This window comes from Autumnicola psychrophila (assembly GCF_031846645.1).
GTDB lineage: Bacteria > Bacteroidota > Bacteroidia > Flavobacteriales > Flavobacteriaceae > Autumnicola > Autumnicola psychrophila.
Map to the genome: position 1 here is coordinate 162,876 of NZ_JAVRHN010000005.1, position 20,249 is coordinate 183,124.

The 20,249-nt window shown below is 39.5% G+C and carries 17 protein-coding genes; 6 read left to right on the forward strand and 11 right to left on the reverse strand.

Going from position 1 to position 20,249, the window contains the following annotated elements:
- The first annotated feature begins 1 nt into the window (after position 1).
- Positions 2–523 carry a methyltransferase domain-containing protein gene (locus tag RM541_RS08060; RefSeq protein WP_311499706.1) on the forward strand — a complete coding sequence of 174 codons (522 nt, stop codon included), beginning with the start codon at positions 2–4 and terminating at the stop codon, positions 521–523.
- Positions 524–525: 2 nt separating this feature from the next.
- Here RM541_RS08060 and RM541_RS08065 read toward each other — a convergent pair whose 3' ends face one another.
- Entirely contained in the window at positions 526–3,180 is a 2,655-nt protein-coding gene (locus RM541_RS08065; protein WP_311499707.1) for a T9SS type B sorting domain-containing protein, read from the reverse strand.
- A gap of 30 nt (positions 3,181–3,210) precedes the next feature.
- Between RM541_RS08065 and RM541_RS08070 the strand changes: the two genes are divergently transcribed.
- Positions 3,211–4,062: a glycosyltransferase family 2 protein gene (locus RM541_RS08070; RefSeq protein WP_311499708.1), complete on the forward strand. Its 852-nt coding sequence runs from the start codon at positions 3,211–3,213 to the stop codon at positions 4,060–4,062.
- On the opposite strand, the gene pafA is transcribed toward RM541_RS08070, so the two are convergent.
- On the reverse strand, positions 4,054–5,700 hold the full coding sequence (pafA, locus tag RM541_RS08075) for an alkaline phosphatase PafA (RefSeq protein WP_311499709.1): 1,647 nt from the start codon (positions 5,698–5,700) through the stop codon (positions 4,054–4,056). The genes RM541_RS08070 and pafA overlap by 9 nt on opposite strands.
- A 111-nt stretch (positions 5,701–5,811) precedes the next feature.
- Between pafA and RM541_RS08080 the strand changes: the two genes are divergently transcribed.
- Positions 5,812–6,549: an MlaE family ABC transporter permease gene (locus RM541_RS08080; RefSeq protein WP_311499710.1), complete on the forward strand. Its 738-nt coding sequence runs from the start codon at positions 5,812–5,814 to the stop codon at positions 6,547–6,549.
- 1 nt (position 6,550) lies between these two features.
- Positions 6,551–7,315 carry an ABC transporter ATP-binding protein gene (locus RM541_RS08085; protein ID WP_311499711.1) on the forward strand — a complete coding sequence of 255 codons (765 nt, stop codon included), beginning with the start codon at positions 6,551–6,553 and terminating at the stop codon, positions 7,313–7,315.
- Between the two features lie 6 nt (positions 7,316–7,321).
- On the opposite strand, the gene RM541_RS08090 is transcribed toward RM541_RS08085, so the two are convergent.
- The 9 genes from RM541_RS08090 to porV form a co-directional block, all read right to left on the reverse strand.
- The gene (locus tag RM541_RS08090) at positions 7,322–8,761 is read right to left on the reverse strand and encodes a DUF389 domain-containing protein (RefSeq protein ID WP_311499712.1); all 1,440 of its coding nucleotides are present in this window, start codon (positions 8,759–8,761) and stop codon (positions 7,322–7,324) included.
- 3 nt (positions 8,762–8,764) lie between these two features.
- Positions 8,765–9,844: a mannose-1-phosphate guanylyltransferase gene (locus tag RM541_RS08095; RefSeq protein ID WP_311499713.1), complete on the reverse strand. Its 1,080-nt coding sequence runs from the start codon at positions 9,842–9,844 to the stop codon at positions 8,765–8,767.
- An 11-nt stretch (positions 9,845–9,855) separates the two neighbouring features.
- The gene (locus RM541_RS08100; RefSeq protein WP_311499714.1) at positions 9,856–10,455 is read right to left on the reverse strand and encodes a SprT-like domain-containing protein; all 600 of its coding nucleotides are present in this window, start codon (positions 10,453–10,455) and stop codon (positions 9,856–9,858) included.
- A gap of 5 nt (positions 10,456–10,460) precedes the next feature.
- Positions 10,461–11,141 carry an SDR family NAD(P)-dependent oxidoreductase gene (locus tag RM541_RS08105; protein WP_311499715.1) on the reverse strand — a complete coding sequence of 227 codons (681 nt, stop codon included), beginning with the start codon at positions 11,139–11,141 and terminating at the stop codon, positions 10,461–10,463.
- A 1-nt stretch (position 11,142) separates the two neighbouring features.
- Entirely contained in the window at positions 11,143–12,129 is a 987-nt protein-coding gene (locus RM541_RS08110) for a M28 family peptidase (RefSeq protein WP_311499716.1), read from the reverse strand.
- A 148-nt stretch (positions 12,130–12,277) separates the two neighbouring features.
- Positions 12,278–13,930: a pyruvate dehydrogenase complex dihydrolipoamide acetyltransferase gene (locus RM541_RS08115; protein ID WP_311499717.1), complete on the reverse strand. Its 1,653-nt coding sequence runs from the start codon at positions 13,928–13,930 to the stop codon at positions 12,278–12,280.
- 3 nt (positions 13,931–13,933) lie between these two features.
- The gene (gene pdhA, locus RM541_RS08120; protein ID WP_311493683.1) at positions 13,934–14,935 is read right to left on the reverse strand and encodes a pyruvate dehydrogenase (acetyl-transferring) E1 component subunit alpha; all 1,002 of its coding nucleotides are present in this window, start codon (positions 14,933–14,935) and stop codon (positions 13,934–13,936) included.
- Positions 14,936–15,044: 109 nt separating this feature from the next.
- Positions 15,045–15,527 carry a cytidine deaminase gene (gene cdd, locus RM541_RS08125; RefSeq protein WP_311499718.1) on the reverse strand — a complete coding sequence of 161 codons (483 nt, stop codon included), beginning with the start codon at positions 15,525–15,527 and terminating at the stop codon, positions 15,045–15,047.
- A 91-nt stretch (positions 15,528–15,618) separates the two neighbouring features.
- Positions 15,619–16,770 carry a type IX secretion system outer membrane channel protein PorV gene (porV, locus tag RM541_RS08130; protein WP_311499719.1) on the reverse strand — a complete coding sequence of 384 codons (1,152 nt, stop codon included), beginning with the start codon at positions 16,768–16,770 and terminating at the stop codon, positions 15,619–15,621.
- A 428-nt stretch (positions 16,771–17,198) separates the two neighbouring features.
- On the opposite strand from porV, the gene gldJ reads away from it, so the two are divergent.
- Positions 17,199–18,881, forward strand: coding sequence for a gliding motility lipoprotein GldJ (gene gldJ / locus RM541_RS08135; protein ID WP_432264669.1), 1,683 nt, complete (start codon positions 17,199–17,201; stop codon positions 18,879–18,881).
- 63 nt (positions 18,882–18,944) lie between these two features.
- A complete protein-coding gene (locus tag RM541_RS08140) occupies positions 18,945–20,231 on the forward strand; it encodes a UDP-N-acetylmuramoyl-tripeptide--D-alanyl-D-alanine ligase (RefSeq protein ID WP_311499721.1) in 1,287 nt (428 codons plus the stop codon).
- Positions 20,232–20,249 lie beyond the last annotated feature (18 nt).

Consider the following 20,249-nt stretch of genomic DNA (forward strand, 5'->3'; position numbering starts at 1 on the left):
AATGTACGAAAACAATTTTCCGCATAAAAGGTATCGCGAAACACTCAATTTTCTAAAAGAAAATGTACCGGCTCCGGCCCAGGTACTGGACCTGGGAGTAGAAAATCCATTTGTGAAAATTATGCGGGAGCATAATTATTCTGTAGAAAATACTAAGGGGGAAGATCTGGACACAGACACGGCTGCTGTCAAAAATGGCAATTTTGATGTTGTGACCGCTTTTGAGATCTTTGAACATCTAGTCGCTCCATATAATGTTCTGAAAGATATACAGGCAGAGAAACTTGTAGCTACTATTCCATTAAAATTGTGGTTTTCCAGTGCCTACAGAAGTAAAACCGATAAATGGGACCGGCATTTCCATGAATTTGAAGACTGGCAGTTCGACTGGCTGCTGGAAAAGGCGGGATGGGAGATAAAAAACACCACAAAATGGACTAATCCCGTCAAAAAGATTGGAGTGCGGCCGTTATTGCGGAAATTTACTCCGCGCTACTATGCTGTTTATGCCGAACGACGGTAATTTTATCGAATAAGGCTGATATTTGCCTTTTTTACCTCTTCACTTAAATCCTCCGGGAACTCGATTCTAATCCAATAATCGTCTGAAGGCATTGGCCTGTTGTTAAAAATACCATCCCATGCTTCGCCCGGCCCGCGAAGAACTTTCAGCAATTTTCCATACCTGTCGAAGATAAAGCATTCAAAATTGGGATTACAGGCGGCATTAGAAATTTCAATTTTCCAACTGTCGTTTATTCCATCGTTATTTGGTGTAAAGAAAAGAGGAAAAGTGTAACATACCTCCTCTTCAGGGGTGTCACAATTCAGAATAAAATCCGCAACAGGATAAGAACAGTCATTATCAAAAATTATAATATCTGAATATGCTCCTGGTTCAAGATCACTAATTATAAGTTGCCCCTCGTCATCAGAAGAAAATGGACCAACCTGAAAATTTGCACCATTTAAGTTGAATTCAGCGGAATATGCTGTACTAAGATTCAGATTTTTCAGAATAACACTACCATTATCAGTTTCACATTCCGGATGAATCAGCTCCTCAATTTCAACAGAAATTTCCGCAGCATTTAAAGTGAAATCTTCATTGAAGGTAATACTACAGTCATCGTACAGTAACTCGAGGTTGGTATAGACCCCTACTCCCAAATCCTCTATGATTAGCGTACCGGAAGCATCAGGAATAATTTCCTCGAGTACAAATAATTCTGAATCATATTCGTATAAAACTGAATAAGAAACTGTGGTATCCAGTTCTGTAATAGAAATAGAACCATCCTGTGAAGAGCAGGAATCGGGATTAGTTGTTTGTACTACAGGTTCTACTGACTGTGGTGCCTCAATCTGAAGTTCTTCGGTATAGTTATAGGTGCAACCACTACTGATAATTTGAAATTCCGAATAGTTTCCTGCAGCAAGAGAATCTACAGTTATTTCCCCGCCAGCGTTACTATTTACAAAACCGGTAGTCTGGGTAGTTTCATTAAAGGTATAGTTAATTTCATAAGGAGCATTAGGATTTAAACCAGAAATAGTGAGACTCCCATCTTCCCCACTACACCCTGAAGTTGCAACGGTTTCGAATTGCACATCCAGGCTTTCACTACTTTCCAAAGTAAAAACGTCGTCATAATTAAAAGTACACGGGCCTTTAGTAATAGAGAAATCTGAATACTCCCCTTCCGGCAGGCCGGAAACCCTTAATTCGCCATTAGCATCACTGGAAAGCAGACCTGTAGATTGAGAAGAACCATTATGCAAATAATGAATATTATATTCGGAATTAGCACCAAGGTTAGAAAATATTAACTCAGCACTCTCACTATTACATTCAGAAGTGCTGTTTTCAATTTGTACATCAGAAAGATTTTCAGAAAAATTCATGATCCATACAGCCCCTTCTTCGTCTTTAAAAGCTCCTGCCACTACTTTTAATAGATCAGAATTAGAAATAAAAGCGACAGAAATCCCAAAAGAATCACCGGAAACGAGATCTCCTATAAATCCGCCAACGTTCTCTGCATACTGATAATTTTCAGTCACCGTCCCGTCACTATTCAACTCTACAATAAAAAAAGCACCTGTCTGCTGCCCGGTTACCGGATTATTACATCTTGCACATCCTACAAGAATTTCTATTAGTCCGTCGCCGTCAATATCCGATAAAGTATCAATAGACTTGGCAAAAATAGCATTAGAGTTCAGGGGAAAGTTACCACCACCGGTAGTGGCCGAAATTTTCTGACTATTCTTTACAGATCCGTCAGAGTCTAAAAACAGCACATAAAAAGCTCCGTAATCTGATCCTCCATCATGATCCCTGTATGTTCCCACAGCCAGATCTACCACACCATCGCCGTCCAGATCTCCAAGAGAAGCAACTGACCCACCAAAGTAGTCACCCGACTGAAGATTGCCAGTAAATCCACCCCGGGTTTCACTTATTTTCTTATAAGCTTTTACCGTAAAATCATCATTTAGAAAAAGCAGCCAGATTGCACCTGTTTCTATACCTCCATCCGGATCTCTACGGGCGCCAACCACAATATCCTGAATACCATCACCATTAAAATCTCCGATATTTTCCACATCTGTTCCAAATACAACTTCCCCGTCAAATATTCCTGAAAAACCACCTTCAAAGTCGCTTATTTTCGCATGAGTAGCCACCGTACCATCTGTATTCAGGCTCAGAATATAGACGGCACCGTGCCAGTAACCTCCATCACCATCATACTCAGCACCAACGGCAACTTCAGGCTTTCCATCACCATTAAGGTCTCCCAGATATGCTACAGAAGCACCAAAGACATCATTGTTATCTAAGTTTCCGTTGAAGCCTCCCTGTGTATCGCTTATTTTTTGAAAATTCTTTACTGTGTCATCTTCATTTAAAAAAAGAATATAAACAGCTCCCTTGTTTGCACCGCCATTATCATCTGTAAATGCTCCAACTATAATATCTTCGATCCCATCATTATTAAGATCTCCGATATTATCTACGGAATATCCAAACTGGTCCCCAAAATTAAGTGCACCCGAAAAATTTTGTGAAGAATTGTCAATTTTGGTATAACATCCTACCTCATACTGCTGGCTAAAAACTGAATTGACAAAAAGAAAGCAGAAGCCTATAAAGAATTGGATGTTTTTCTTCATATTTGGTTGAAAATTGAAGCAATTCCCTGCATGAAACTCAGCATTATTATTCCGGCATATAATGAAGAAGAACATCTTTCAGATTGTCTTTCCTCTTTTGTAAGCCAGTCGACAGTGCCGGATGAATTAATTGTTGCCGATGATAACTCCTCTGACAGCACATTTTTAATTGCTCAAGAATTTAGCAGAAAATACGATTGGATAAAGGTTTATAAAAATAACTCTCAATCTCTGCACATGCCGGGATCAAAAGTAATTAATAATTTTTATTTCGGACTTTCATTTAGTGCCGGGAATTATGATCTTTTAGGAAAATTTGATGCAGATGTATTACTTCCACCAAACTACTTTGAAGAAATAAAGAATTATTTTCTTAAATACCCCAATCTTGGAATGTGTGCCGGAAATGTATATGTTGAAAGTCAAAATGGAGAATGGGTGCATGAAAAAATTTCAGATAAAGAGCATATTCGCGGACCGGTAAAACTTTATTCTGCAGAATGTTTTAAAAAAATAGGTGGACTAAAAGCTTCTATTGGCTGGGACACGGTAGATGAGTTACTGGCTAAATATTACAATTATCAAACAATGACCGTTCCTTCGCTAAAGGTGAAGCACCTGCGACCGACGGGAAAATCGTATAACCCAAAGGCAAAGAAACTCCAGGGAGAAGCGCTTTATAAGATGAGGTACGGCTTTAGACTGGCTTTCCTCAGCGCCCTGAAGATGAGTGTGAACTTCAGGGATCCAAAAATTCTTCAGGCGTATCTTGTCGGCTACCTTAAAGCTGAAAAAGAAAAGCAGCCTTTTCTTGTTTCCGAAGAAGAAGGCCGCTTTATTAGAAATTTCCGATGGAAAAATATCCGGAAAAAATTATTCTGATGATTTCCTATCCAGCATTTGATACAATGGTTTACCGGTTGCTGCATTAGGAAATGCAATTCCCAATAATGCCGATATTGTAGGCGCTATGTCCACAATTTCTGACCGCTCTGTTGTACTTCCGTGGTCAATACCATTTCCGAAGAAAATTAGCGGGGCATGGGTATCGTAAGTAAATCCACTCCCATGCATCGAACCTTTTTCAGAATAAGAAACCACCGCCGGGTCTAAAACATAAATCACATCCCCACTACGCTTCTGGTTAAAACCCTCTTGAATAGCAGCTGCCATTCCATCAGTATAGCTAACATCTTCCAGCTGTGATCTGGTATAAACCTTATCTATCTGTTCCTGCTGAAGAATATAGTGGGCAATTTTCTCTTCAAGTTCATCGGCATTAATTTCAGCATCGTACAGCGCCTGATAATTAAAAAACACCTGATCATTATAAATTTTGGATATGAGATTAGCTTCTCCAAATTCTTGAACTACGAATTCGTTTAGCTTTTCAGTAAAATTGTCGGAATCAAAATAACCTGCAGGAATTTTTAAAGACTCGAGATAGGCCGAAACATCACCGCCACCATGATCTGAAGTAAGAAAAATAGTATAAGCTCCTTTACCCACATTTTCATCCAGATACTGAAGCAAAGTGGCTATATTTTTATCCAGCCTGAGATAGGTATCTTCAATTTCCTTGGAATTTACCCCAAAATTATGTCCCACTTTATCTGTACTGGAAAAGCTTAAAGTAAGAAAATCTGTATCTTCATCCTGTCCCAATTCTTCAGCTTTTATAGCTGCCAGGGCAAATTCCAGAGTTAAATCATTTCCAAACGGAGTATTCGTAATAAGATCAAATTCGTTATTGCTACTTCTTAAAGCAGCAAGGTCGTAAGGAAAAGATGCGTTTTCTTCACCTTTAAAACCATATTCAAAATTATTAATATCCACTCCGCTTGCAGTATAACTTTCTATAGGATAGAGCGTATTCCAGGTTTTAAAATAGGATTCCGCAATATTGGAATTGTTGAAATCCTTTACCCATTGTGGCAACTCCTCCAAATAAAACGAACTGGTAATAAACTTACCTTCGTCTTTGCCATGAAACCAGTAAGCTGCATTAGCAGTATGGCCGGCAGGTAATATTGAACCGCGGTCTTTAATGGAAACCCCTATGGTTTTTCCCCGCATCTGGGTGTGCAAACGGTTTTGATCTGCAACTGTGGTTACTTTCATTCTATGAGGGGACATTTCTCCCGCATCAGAAATTGTTCCCACGGGCCGCACAGATTCGTCCCCCGTGCAATAAACCAGTTCATCTTCGAATTTACTATACCAGTTATTTCCTATTATTCCATGATTTGCAGGACCTGTTCCTGTATAAACAGAAGCATGGCCGGGAGCTGTATAAGTGGGCACATAATTAAAATGATTATTTTTAAAGCTATAGCCTTCATTGATTAGCCTCTTAAAGCCTTCATCTCCATACCTATCTCCAAAGCGCGTAAAGTAATCGTATCGCATTTGATCTACCACTATACCAACCACAAGCCGGGTTTTCTGCTTATCGCTCTCCTGAGCAATTAGAGAGAAGGTACATATTGTCGTAAGTAGTGAAAAAAAAATTCGTATCATAATTTCTTGTTGAATGGCTCAAAAATAATAAACTCAGGACCATAAACTTTAATTCTACGTTAAATACTTTCGTGCTACTTTTTTGTATTTTAGCTTTACAAAAATTCTTTGATGGGTTATCTGCATTCTATTGGTGAATACTTTTTAATGATTAAAGGGGTGTTTGGAAGAATGACCAAGCGCTCTGTTCTAAAAGAATTAATTTTCAAGGAAATAAATGAACTTATAATAGGTTCTTTGGGTATTGTGGCTTTTCTATCGTTCTTCATTGGAGGGGTAGTTGCGCTTCAAACCGCTTTAAATCTAAACAATCCTTTAATTCCAAAAGCATTAATTGCTTATGCTGCCAGGCAATCCATAATTCTGGAATTCTCCCCTACATTTATCTCTATTATTATGGCAGGAAAAGTTGGATCTTTTATTACTTCGAGCATAGGATCCATGAGGGTTACAGAGCAGATTGACGCCCTGGAAGTAATGGGAATAAACTCCCTTAATTACTTAATTTTCCCCAAAATTATTGCGATGCTTACTTATCCGTTTGTTATTGCCATTTCCATGTTCCTGGGAATCGTAGGTGCTTATATGTCCGCGGTGTTAGGAGGCTTTGTGGTACCGGATGAATTTGTAACAGGACTGCAGGATGATTTTGTTGGCTTTCAATTGTTTTATGCTTTCTTTAAAACATTTCTGTTTGCCTTGATTTTGGCAACTGTTCCTGCTTATCACGGTTATTATATGACGGGTGGTTCACTGGAAGTTGGTAAAGCAAGTACCACTTCGTTTGTATGGACCAGTGTGGTAATTATTATTACCAATTATGTTGTAACGCAATTATTACTTAGTTGATATGATAGAAATAAAAGATCTACATAAAAGTTTTGCTGAACAGGATGTCCTAAAGGGAATAAGCTTTGTTTTCGAAACCGGGAAAACAAATCTGATTATAGGACAGTCGGGGTCTGGTAAAAGTGTGCTCTTAAAGTCTATGCTGGGGCTGTTCACTCCGGAAAAAGGAACTATTGAATATGATGGAAAACCTTACTCTAATTTTAGTCCGGAGCAAAAAAGGGAACTCAGAAAAGAAATAGGAATGCTTTTCCAGGGTGGTGCTTTATTTGATTCCATGACGGTTGAAGAGAATGTAATGTTTCCTTTGAGAATGTTTAAAAAAGGTCGTAAAAAAGACTTTCTGGAACGGGTAAACGAAGTCCTGGAAAGAGTAAATCTTACCGGAAACGGTAAAAAATTCCCTGCAGAAATAAGTGGCGGAATGCAAAAGAGGGTGGCTATCGCGCGTGCAATTGTAAACCGTCCAAAATATTTGTTTTGTGATGAACCAAATTCAGGACTGGATCCTAAAACAGCCACAGTTATAGATAACCTTATCCACGAACTAACTGTAGAATATGATATTACTACTGTTGTAATCACCCACGACATGAATTCTGTCCTGGAAATCGGAGAAAATATCGCTTTCCTAAAAGATGGTGTACTTGCCTGGAAAGGTGACAAAAGCCAGATCTTTAAAACCGATAATGAGGCCGTAACTGATTTCGTATACTCTTCAGATTTGTTTAAAAAAGTAAAACAAGCGCAACTTCAGGGGCTGTAAACTAATCTAATTTACAGATTGTACAGCAAGTGTATCCAGAGATAACCTCACCTGCAGCCATTCTCTTAACTTATTCATTTCCCGTTGTTGTGTGCTTCGCGACATCGAATTATCCCATTTCACGTTAAAAGTAGGAATAGTATCCATTCGGGTAAAGTCTGTTACAATACTATTTGAGTAACTTAACTGCTCGAGGTTGGTATAATTAATCTTAGCCTCCCTGCTTATCGCCTGGAAGGGAATTCCCGCAGACCTGTACCTTAGTAATTCATTTTCCAGAAGCTGAATGCGCGCATCTTTATCTTCCACTACCTGTTGATTTCTCACGTACAAATCCTCAAGTATTCCAGATTTAACTTCAGAAGTAAGCCGCGCTGCCATTTCAGAAGTCTGATCTGCTCCCTGATGAATTCTTAGGGTGACTTCCTGTAATTCCTCCGTAGATCTGATCTCCTCAACCCAATCCTGAATTTGAGATTGAGGTACGGGACGACCTATTAAATATACATCTACAAACTTTGTTTTATAATCCTGGGCAAATTTCACTACTTCAGCTCCGGGATAATCGATCTGATTTTCCACAAACTCTTTTGTTCTCGTCACAAATACCTGCTCTCTAAGAAGGTTTACAAACAGAAAAATACTTGGGATCATTACAAGTATTGCTAACAAAGAAGCAAGCCTGGCAGTATTTCTTCGGCGTTTGCTATTTGCATACTTTACTAAAGGAAAGCCAAGGACTTTCGCGACCACAAAGGTTGAAAGTGCTATAAAAACCGAATTTATGGCAAAGAGATATAAGGCGCCACCGGCATATTCCCAATTGGCGATTGCGAGGCCGTAACCAACAGTACAAAGTGGCGGCATAAGAGCTGTGGCTATAGCAACCCCCATAATTACACTGGCAATAGTTCCTTTTTTGGTTTTTGCTACAATTAATGCCAGACCACCAAAGATTGCGACAAGAACATCCAGAATAGTGGGATATGTACGTGCGACAAGTTCTGGTGTCTCCTGCTCTATAGGAGAAATAAGAAAGTAGAGGTAAGCCGTTAGCACACTCAGTACCACCATTACGGCCAGATTCACCAGAGAACGTTTTAACGTATCGATATCGTTTATGGCAACAGATAAACCAACTCCTACAATAGGTCCCATTAAAGGAGAAATAAGCATCGCACCAATTACCACTGCAGGACTGCTCACATTAAGACCAATGGAAGCCACAAAAATCGAAAAAATGAGGATCCAGGCGTTATGGCCTTTAAAAGAAATATCCTTCTTTACCGTCTCTATGGTGCTATCCCTATCAGTATCCGTAAGGATATCCAGTAATTCTGCAAAGAACGACCTGGAATGTTTGATCAGATGCTTCGCGTCTGACGAAAGTTTGGCTTTGCCATTTCCAGCTTCCGGAGCAGCCGAAGAATTTTCATTGTTTTCCATCTGTTAACCGAGTTTATCCCCAAACTTATCAATTGCCATTTGCCGTATTTCTTTAATCCCCTGTTCGTTTTTCTTCGGAACAATAAGAAGCACCTGCTCGTTCTCCAGAACGATATAATCCTTAAGCCCTTCAAGTACCACTACCTTATTTTCTGCCGCTCTCACAATATTGCCTTGAGAATCAAACGGAAGCAGTCGCGCATTAATTGCGGTATTCCCGTCTGCATCCTGAGGAAGTTGCTCCTGCAGGGATCCCCATGTGCCAAGGTCGTTCCACTCGAAATTGGCCGGAATCATATAAACATTTTCAGCCTTTTCAATGATTCCGTAGTCTATGGATATTTTGTTGGCAAGGTGATAATTGTCATTTATGAACTCCTGCTCATCTTGGGTATTCCAATATTCTTTTCCTTTCTGAAAGAGATTATACATCTCTGGCAGATACTTTTTAAAATTCTCTATTATAGAAGAAGTTTTCCAAATAAAAATCCCTGCATTCCAGGCATAGTTGCCTTCTTCCAGAAATTTTTCAGCTCTTTTAAAGGAGGGTTTTTCTGTAAACTGTTCTACAGGAATGAGTTTTTCATTTTCAGATTGTTGAAACTTTATATATCCATATCCTGTGTTTGGAAATGTTGGCTTAATTCCCAGCGTAACAAGTTTGTCATTTTCATTAACAGCTTCAAAAGCAAAATTAACATCATCAACAAATTTTTCCAGCCCCTGGATCCAGTGATCACTTGGTGCCACCATCATAATGGCATCCTTGTTCTTCTCCTGGATTTTTAAAGCTGCGAGAAGTATACTGGGAGCCGTGTCCCTCATCACGGGTTCCAGTATAATTTGTTCCTGTTTGATTGTGGGAATCTGTTTTTTTACAATTTCCTCATAACGTTCATTGGTGAGGATGATAATATTTTCCGATGGTACTATTTTTTCGAGACGGGCAAAGGTTGTCTGGATAAGTGTTTCCCCGGCTCCTAATATATCCTGAAATTGTTTAGGGCATTCTAAAGTACTCACAGGCCAAAACCTGGAACCTACTCCGCCGGCCATTAATATCGCGTAATAGTTACTATTCATCTAACTCGTGATTAAATTTTTAAAACTTCTACTTCAGCATTTGGCTGAAATAAGTAAATCTTTCCTGTTGAGATTTCCAAACATTCATACCTCTTAATTCTTTTGGGTCCACGCTTAAAAGTCTTTCCGTTGTAAATTTGAAAAACTCCTCCAAAAGGCACCTCGAAGATATAATTTTTATCGTTCTGTGGGTCGTAACTTTTTAAAGCTACCGAAAGTCTTGCATCCGTATCACTACTGGCTTTTGGGTTGCGAAAATGATGAGCAATTATAGGTAAAAGTTTATTCGGAAAAATTTCGGGTCTTATAAAAGGTAACATCAAATTTCGGAAAGTAAGTTTCCATTCCTGCCCATGGGGCTTTATATTCCTTCCGAATCTATTAAAAGCTACCAGGTGAGCGATTTCGTGTATTAACGTTATGAGAAACCGATACTTATTTAGATTGGCGTTTATGGTGATTTGCTGTACTCCATCCGCCATTTTCCGGTAATCACCATGCCTTGTTCTGCGCTCATTGACTATTTTAAGATGCACATTATTGGCTTGAATAAGCACAAAAACGGGCTCCAGCGCATGACCTGGTAAATATTTCTCAAGAATATGCTTCATTAAAACTAGGGAGTACTATTGGAAACCTGTAATAATTTACCGTTGTAAAATTTATTTCCGGTTAAACTAAAATTGAAAATATATTCTGCCATTTCTTCTGCAGAAAGTGGCGCTTTGTAGCCGGGAAAAGCCTCTTCCAGCATTTCTGTTTGTACAGCCCCTAGTGCCAAAACGTTAAAAGAAGGACCGGTTTCTTTGTACTCTTCAGCAAGCAATTCAGTTAAATTAATGACGGCAGCTTTACTGGAACTATAGGCCGATAATCCGGGGAATTTCATGCTTCCCTGAACACCGCCCATTGTACTTACGTTCACCACGTGAGCTTCCTTTGCCATAAAAGGCAACATTTTCTGAATCATTCCTACTACTCCAATTACATTGGTTTGGTAGACACTATTGAAGTTTTCCAGGCTGAGTTCCTGAAAAGGTTTATTGATCAGCGTTCCAGCGTTATTGATGAGAATATCAACTTTTTTCCATTCTGAAGAAATAAAACTGCTGACTTTTTCCAGATCTTTTTTTCTAGTTATGTCACAGGCGAATACTTTTACATTTTCAAGTTTAAGTTCCGAAACAGGTTGCGGATTACGGGATATGGCGAGTACCTTATGTCCGGCTTCCGAGAACTTTTTGGTTAGTTCGAAACCAATTCCCCGGCTTGTTCCGGTGATGATCACATGCTTCATTTTAGTTGAGTTTTATTTCTTTTTCTTCAGTATTTGTCATTTTAAAGATGGCGGGAAAAACTGCATCTATTAAATTGGTCATATGCTGAAAATCCATATTATCGGCCTCGTCTGAAACGTGGTGATAATATTCATAATTGGTGAAATCGAAAGTACTGATAGTTTGCGCCGGAATATTAAATTCCTCAAAAAATGGATAATTATCGCTCCGTTGAAAAAGTTTATATTCCTTTGCCTGCGGTAAAAATCCCAATACTTTTTCACCGGCATATTCATTAAGTTTTTCAGCAAAATTTGAATTTTCGTAGCCGGTCAAATATGCCATATGATCTTTTCCCTGCATCGGTATACCAATCATTTCAAGGTTAACGACCGCGTATAAATCCAAATTTTCAGCTTTTAGCTTCTTCGCAATGTGTTCTGAACCTGTTAGGCCTAATTCTTCTCCGGAAAACAGCACGAACAATATACTCCTGCCGTTATTCTCCTTTAAAGCGAACTTTCTGGCCAGTTCCATTACTGCGACGGTGCCTGCTGCATTATCATTCGCACCATTGGCAATAGAATCGTTGCCCACGGCTTCCCCAAAACCAATATGGTCGTAGTGGGCGCCTATAATTATAAACTCGTCCTTTAATTCCGGATCATTCCCCTCTAAAAAGCCAACAACATTAAACGCTTCTTTCCCTTCAACTTCAAAGCGATCCCGATAATCTTCAAAATATGGCTCTACATCGTGCTCCTGGAAGTACTCTTCAATAAAAGTAGCTGCTTTCTCTATCCCTTCGGTTCCTGTAGCTCTTCCCTGCAGCTCATCTGAAGCTAAAAAGCGCAAATTTTCTTCAATTTTAGCTTCTGAAGCTTCAAAACTGGCTATTTCTGTCTCCTGAGCAGTAGCATCATCTGAATTTTTATCCTGAGTAGAGTTACAAGCGAGGAAAAATGCAGCAAAAAGCACTGCAGTTAATTTAAAGAGGCTATTTTTCATGTTTTTAATCAAAATTTAGAGGAGAGCCTAAAATGGCAATTATCGACTTATCATTAGGGCCGCTGCTCCCATTACCTGCTGGCACTAAAGATAAAAAAATCCCACTGGAGTGTGGGATTTTAATATTGCTTATTGAAAGAATCAATGTCTATGCTAACATAGTCACCGGATTCTCCATATACGTTTTTAATGTTTGTAGGAATGCCGCTCCGGTAGCTCCATCCACAGTTCTGTGGTCACAGGCTAACGTAAGTTTCATCGTATTCCCAACTACTATCTGTCCGTTTTTAACGACCGGTTTCTCCACGATTGCACCAACAGATAGAATAGCAGAGTTTGGCTGATTTATAATACTGGTGAATTCAACGATTCCAAACATTCCCAGGTTAGAAACAGTAAAAGTACTGCCTTCCATTTCCTGAGGTTGTAATTTTTTATTCCTGGCTTTACCGGCAAGGTTTTTCACGTTACCACCAATTTGCGTCATAGACATTTGGTCTGCAAATTTAAGCACGGGCACCACAAGGCCTTCATCTACTGCAACGGCCACACCCATGTGGATATGTTTTGCCATTTTCATAGAATCTTCACTCCATTGGCTGTTCACCTGAGGATGCTTTCTAAGCGCCATTGCACTCGCTTTGATCACCATATCGTTAAAGGAAACCTTCACATCTGGCATCTCGTTAATTTGCTTACGGGAAGCCATTGCATTTTGCATATCCACCTCTATTGTAAGGTAGTAGTGCGGAGCTTTAAATTTGGACTCGCCCAACCTCTTCGCAATAACCTTACGCATCTGAGAATTTTTAACCTCCTCAAAGCTTTCTTCACCGGCAGGAACGTAAGGCTGTACAGAAGCCCTTTGATCTTCGCTACCTGCAGTACCCTTAGATTGCTCAGCTGGTTTTTCTGAAGGTTTGTAAGACTCGATGTCTTTCTTTACAATTCTTCCGTTTTCACCGGAACCATCTACTTTAGAAAGGTCGATTCCTTTTTCTTCAGCCATTTTTTTAGCTAAAGGAGAAGCAAAAATTCTTCCGCCGTCCTTAGATTCTGAAGTAGTTCCCGGCTTCTCTTCTGTAGCCGCTACCTCTTTCTGCTTTTCTGCAGCTTTATCTTCTTTTTTCTCAGCTTTTTCTGAAGATTTCTTTTTTCCTCCGTCTTTACTTATTCCGGAAACATCTGTCCCTTCCGGGCCGATAATTGCCAAAAGGCTGTCTACTTTGGCAGTTTCACCTTCCTGAATTCCAATTTTTAATAAAGTCCCTTCATAGAAAGATTCAAACTCCATCGTTGCCTTATCGGTTTCGATTTCAGCAAGAATATCTCCTTCTTCAACTTTATCACCTTCTTTTTTGATCCATGTGGCAACAGTACCTTCTTCCATGGTATCACTTAGGCGCGGCATTGTGATGATCTCTACTCCTTCCGGAATTTCACCATCACCGCTTTCTTCTTCGGAAGTTTCTTCTTCAGCTTCGTTTTTAGAATCATCAGAAGATTTTTCTTCTTTCTTATCAGACGAGCCTCCGCCGTTAATAAGATCAGAAATATCCTCTCCTTCTTCACCAATTATAGCCAACAGTGTATCTACAGGTGCAGTTTCACCTTCCTGTATACCAATATGAAGCAAGGTTCCTTCGTAGAAGGATTCGAACTCCATAGTCGCCTTATCGGTCTCTATTTCGGCAAGAATATCTCCTTCTTCAACCTTATCACCTTTTTTCTTAAGCCATTGTGCGACAACACCTTCTTCCATGGTGTCGCTCAATCGCGGCATATTAATTACTTCAGCCATAATTTAGTTTACTTTATGTGATAAAAACGGGTAGTCTTCCTGTTCGTAAACAACGTCGTACATAATATTTTTATCAGGGAAATCTGACTCTTCAGCAAATTTCTCACATTCTGATACTTTATCCTTAACGCGTTTATCTATTTCTTTTATCTCCTTTTCAGAAGCATATTTTTTATCTTTTATAACATCCAGCACCTGAGTGATAGGATCAAGTTTCTGATACTCGGCCACCTCATCTTTAGTACGGTATTTTTGGGCATCACTCATAGAGTGACCACGATACCTGTATGTCTTTAATTCAAGAAATGTTGGACCATCTCCTTTCCTGGCTCTTGCAATTGCTTCATCCAAGGCTTCAGCAACTTTTACCGGATTCATGGCATCTACAGGTCCGCAAGGCATTTCATAACCCTGACCAAGCTTCCAGATATCTGTTCCTTTTGCAGTACGTGCCACAGAAGTTCCCATAGCATAACCGTTATTCTCTACACAAAAAACAACCGGAAGATCCATTTTTACAGCCATGTTAAGCGTTTCATGAAGTGCTCCCTGGCGCGTCGCACCATCACCCATAAAAGTTAAAGTAACTGCATCTCTCTTAAAATACTTATCTGCAAAAGCAAGTCCTGCTCCCAACGGAATTTGTCCACCAACAATACCGTGACCTCCATAGAACCTGTGTTCTTTAGAGAAGATATGCATCGACCCACCGAGTCCCATAGATGTACCGGTTTTTTTACCGTAAAGTTCCGCCATTACTCTTTTAGGATCTACTCCCATTCCAATAGGCTGAACGTGATTACGATAAGCGGTGATCATCTTGTCCTTTTCCAAATCCATAGCATGAAGTGCTCCTGCAAGGATAGCTTCCTGCCCGTTGTAAAGGTGTAAGAAGCCTCTAACCTTTTGTTGAATATAAACCTGCGCAAGTTTATCTTCAAATTTGCGCCAAAATAACATATCCTCATACCACTTTATATAGGTGGCTTTTGTGATTTTCTTCATATCTAAGTATAAAATTTAGGCCGGACACATGGATTTTGCCAAGCGGATAACAAAAATACTATTTTCAGTAAGAATGAAAAACAGTTTTGCTGCAAAAATAACGAAAACATCATAAGATGTTCCTGTCAAATATTAAAGGTAATAAATCCTTAACCGATTTGACCTTTAAAACCTTACCGGTTTCACCCATAAAATACAGCTCAATATTTTCTTCCTGATTTACTTCATACTCTGCCATTACCTGCCGGCAGGCACCACATGGAGAAACAGGCGCAGCAACCGCATGCTTCAGTGATTTTGCTGAAATCGCTACTTTCTTCATTCTGACGCCAGGATATTTCGCCCCGGCATAAAAAAATGCCGTACGCTCGGCACAAAGTCCGGAAGGATATGATGCATTCTCCTGGTTACTTCCAGTGACCACCTTAGCATTTTCCAAAAGAATTGCCGCCCCCACATTAAACTGAGAGTACGGAGCATAAGCATTATCCCTGGCATCAAAAGCTTTCTGCATTAAATCAAATACATCCTGAGGCAGCTCTTCCAGGTTATCGTAAACTTCCAGTTCTGAAGTAATATTTATTGATTTCATATAAATCTATTGGAAAGACAAGTTAATTCAAACAAAAAAAGTATCAAATCGAAATAAGATACTTTTAGTCAAATTAAATTTTTATTTAAAATTAATTCACGAACTCCTGTCCGAAATTAAAGGTTAGACCAAAACGCAGTGTTCCTTCCAGAGGACTGGGCACATCTGAAGTGGAGAAAAGGTACGAAATATCAATGTCTACTATTTCATACACAAAACCTGCTCCAAATGAAAGGAACCTTCTGGAACCCTTAGCTTCACTTTCATTAAAATATCCTGCCCGAAAGGCAAACACATCCTGGTACATATATTCTGCACCTAAAGCCCAGGTGACTTCCCTTATCTCCTCTCCAAAACCATCAGGAGCATCCCCGAAAGAAGTAAAAATTCCTTCTATAGCACCTATCTCATTGTATTCCTCATCATCTTCTGCATCAATATCCCCATCATCATTAAAGTCCTGTGGAGTTGGCACCAGTAGTTTATTAAATTCGACATAAGTACCTATTCGGTTTTGCGGATCCAGAATAAAATCAAAACCAGCCCCAGCTTTAAAATTTGTGGGAATAAAGTTTTCCTGTCCCGCATCGTCATATTTCATCTTAGGGCCTATGTTGGAAATATTTGCGCCCAGCCTCCAGCGGCCATCGAAGCTGTCCATATAAATAACGTCACTCTGATAAAATGCTGCAACATCTACCCCAAAGCTGCTTGCTGCCCCAAGGTCCTCATCGTCCTGTAATCCAAGATCAGATCGCAGGTATCTTCCCGCCACTGCCATAGAAACGTTCTCACTTAACTTAAGTGAATACGACAAATCAAAAGTTAGCTCGTTAGGATTTACAAGAAGAGGCGCCTGCTCAAAAGTTGTTCTGGTTTCGATAGACCCAAGGCTAAAATACCTGAGACTTCCAGCAAAGGCACTACGATCATTCAGCTTATAGAAATAACTGAGATTACCAAGAAAAATATCATTTACAATGTCACTAAGATAAGGAGTGTATGAAACACCTACTCCCTGTTGCATTTCAGCAAATGCATATTTAGCAGGATTCCATTGTTGTGAAAATGCATCTACCGAAGTAGCAACCCCCTGGTCACCCATTCCCGCAGCGCGTGCATCTGCAGCAACCTGTAGAAACGGAACTGCAGTTGTAATTACCCTGTCCCGCTCTTCCTGGGCAATAGACGAAAGACCAGACAGTAAACTGGCTCCAACCAGCATAAGTGTAATTTTTTTCATTCTGAACATTATCTGTAACAAATATAAATTTTAATTCTTGCTAAGAAAGAACCTTCCTACCAAAATTACAAGCAAAACCTTAAGAACGAGCCAAAACAAGGTGTGCAATCCATTGAAATTGCTGTAATAATCCTTCAGGTTTCCACTAATAACTTTAAAATAGAAAAATTATTGCTTTAGCATTTCTCTTTCCTATTATTATTTTGGTATAAAATCTGCCCTATAAGAAAAAAGGACTATTTTTGCGCAAGTAAAAAACCCGAAATTACTATGTTTCGATGCTTCACGAGACCAGTTGAGAATCAGGTAAGCATCAAGTACATCAGGTAGTTAAAGGGTTTTTGGGACAATTTTATAATAATGAAATAATCTTGCAGATTTAGCGTTAATTACTATATTGCAAAGCCTAAAAATCTATCTAAGAGATGATGAATATGAGAAGAGATACTGCTATAAGAGCATTTTTTGCATTTGCCTTCGGCATAGGTCTGATAAGCTGTAATAACTCCAGGGATTATAAAAATAATTCTCGTGCCACCGGTTGGGATATTAATTCTGACGAAGGTGGATTTCAGTATAACAATGATTTTAAAGAACAAGAAACCGCACCGGGACTTGTTTTTATAGAGGGTGGAACTTTTACCATGGGTAGGGTTCAGGATGACCCTTTGCACGACTGGAATAACAGCCCAACACAGCAACACGTACAGTCCTTTTATATGGACGAAACTGAAGTAACAAATAAAATGTACCTGGAGTACCTGGACTGGCTCAAAAGAGTTGCACCACCTTCAGACGAACGATACAGTGATGTATATGCAGGAGCACTTCCTGATACCCTGGTATGGAGAAACCGTTTGGGTTTTAATGAAACAATGGTAAATAATTACCTGCGTCACCCGGCCTATGCAGAATATCCTGTAGTTGGAGTAAGCTGGATTCAGGCAGTTGAATTTAGTGACTGGAGAACCCAAAGGGTGAATGAATTAAAGCTTATAAATGAAGGCTATCTTGCGGAAGGCGCTCAATACAAAGCCGGACCGGGAGAAACTTTTAATTCTGAAACCTACATCTACGATCCTGCAAATGTTTATGGAGGAAACACTGAGTTAAACCAGGGTGAAGAGGTTCAGGACAGACTGGAAGACACCAATGAGGAAGGAAACCCTGTCAAGAAAGTATATCCGGGAAGAGAAAGTGGTCTGGTTTCTCCGGAATACAGATTACCAACTGAGGTAGAATGGGAATACGCGGCACTTGGCATGGTTGGATTAAGAAACTACAATGTCTACAGAGGTAGAAAAAAATATCCATGGGATGGACAATATACCAGATCCGGAGACCCTAAAAGACAGGGAGATCAACTGGCCAACTTTAAACAAGGTGACGGAGATTACGGTGGTATTGCCGGTTGGAGCGATGATGGAGCAGATATTACTGCTGAAATAAAATCCTATGCACCCAACGATTTTGGCCTTTATGATATGGCCGGTAATGTTGCGGAATGGGTATTGGATGTTTACCGTCCTATTGTAGATGACGAGTTTAACGACTTTAATTACTACAGAGGAAATGTTTACACCAAAAATGCAATTAATGAGGACGGAAGCATTAAAATACTGGGAGCAGATGAAGTTGTGTATGACACTTTAGCCAACGGAAAACTTGTAGCCAGGAATTTGCCGGGCGAAATTGCCCAGGTTCCGGTCACCGAGGAGGATACTTATATGAGAACTAATTTCACTGAAAGTGATCAGAGAGATTTCCGCGACGGTGATAAGAGTTCTACCAGATATTACCAGCCTTTTCAGGACGCAACAGAACCTTCTCAAAGAATGTACAATTCCCCTACATATAATAATGTACAACTCAATGATACAACCGGAGCTGTCACTGAGCGTGGATATGACACCGCAGAGAGGACCACACTAATTAGTGACGAAGTGAGAGTCTATAAAGGAGGATCCTGGAGAGACCGTGCTTATTGGCTTGACCCGGCACAAAGGAGATTCTTCCCGCAGGATATGGCAACTGATTATATTGGCTTTAGAAATGCCATGTCCAGAGTAGGTTCTAAATCTAAAAGCGAAAATAAAACAGCCAGAAATTAGAATTTTTGGTTAAAAAACTTATAAAGCCCTAATTTTTAGGGCTTTTTTTATAGCTTTAAGCTTATGAATATAGCACAAATCCATCAGCGCTTTCTGATTAGTTCAGGAGCTTGTATCGATACCCGGAGCCTTACTGAAGGCTGTATTTTTTTTGCATTAAGCGGTCCAAACTTTAATGGCAATGCTTTTGCCCTTGAAGCTTTGGAAAAAGGCGCAAAAGTCGCCGTGGTAGATCAGGAAATATATGCCAACGACACCACAAATTTTATTGTGGTGAAGGACGTTTTAAAAACCTTGCAGGATTTGGCTACATTTCACCGAAAGTACCTTGATCTTCCAATAATTGCCATTACAGGAAGCAATGGGAAAACAACAACCAAGGAACTGGTTAATACTGTGCTCTCCAAGAAATTTAGAACCGTTGCCACAAAAGGGAATCTCAATAATCACATTGGGGTTCCCCTCACCTTACTTTCAATGGATGAAAGAACTGAAATTGGAATTGTGGAAATGGGTGCCAATCATCTTAAGGAAATTGAAATTTTAAGTAAAATTGCCAGTCCCGATTATGGTTACATCACCAACTTTGGAAAGGCGCATTTGGAAGGATTTGGAAATCTTGAAGGAGTTATTGCAGCAAAAAGTGAGCTCTACACCAATATAAAAAGGAATAAAAGACTCCTTTTTCTGAACATCGATGATGTTACTCAACGAAACCATCTGGATTATAATCACACCTTCACCTTTGGTACTACAGAGGATGCTAAAGTACAATTCTCATATTCCGATAATCAGTCTTACGCCAGTGTTAATTACAATAACACGCTGTTTCAGAGTAAAATTACCGGCAAACACAACGCGCAAAATATTGCTGCAGCAATAACTATCGGATTATACTTTAAAGTTCCATTTGATCAGATAAAAGAGGCTATTTCTGAATACAAACCCTCCAACAACCGCTCGGAAGTTAAAGAAAAAGGCAGCAATACAATTTTCATGGATGCTTACAACGCCAATCCCACCAGCATGCAGGCTGCACTTTCCAACTTTGAGGACATTAAAACCACAGAGCCGAAAATTGTCATTTTAGGAGATATGCTTGAAATTGGTGATTCTTCAGATGAAGAGCATCAGGAAATTGTAAATATTCTCGAAAAAGGAAACTTTACAGAATGTTATCTTCTGGGAGAAAATTTTAATCGTACAGAAGCAAACAAAAGTACAGTCATCAAATTTAAAAGCAGTCAGAATTTAAAGAAGCACCTTGAGGAAACCCAGTTCAGGAATTGTCATATTCTTATTAAAGGTTCCAGAGGAATGGCTTTAGAAAAAATGCTTGATGCGATTTAATTAGTAAATAAAAGAAGT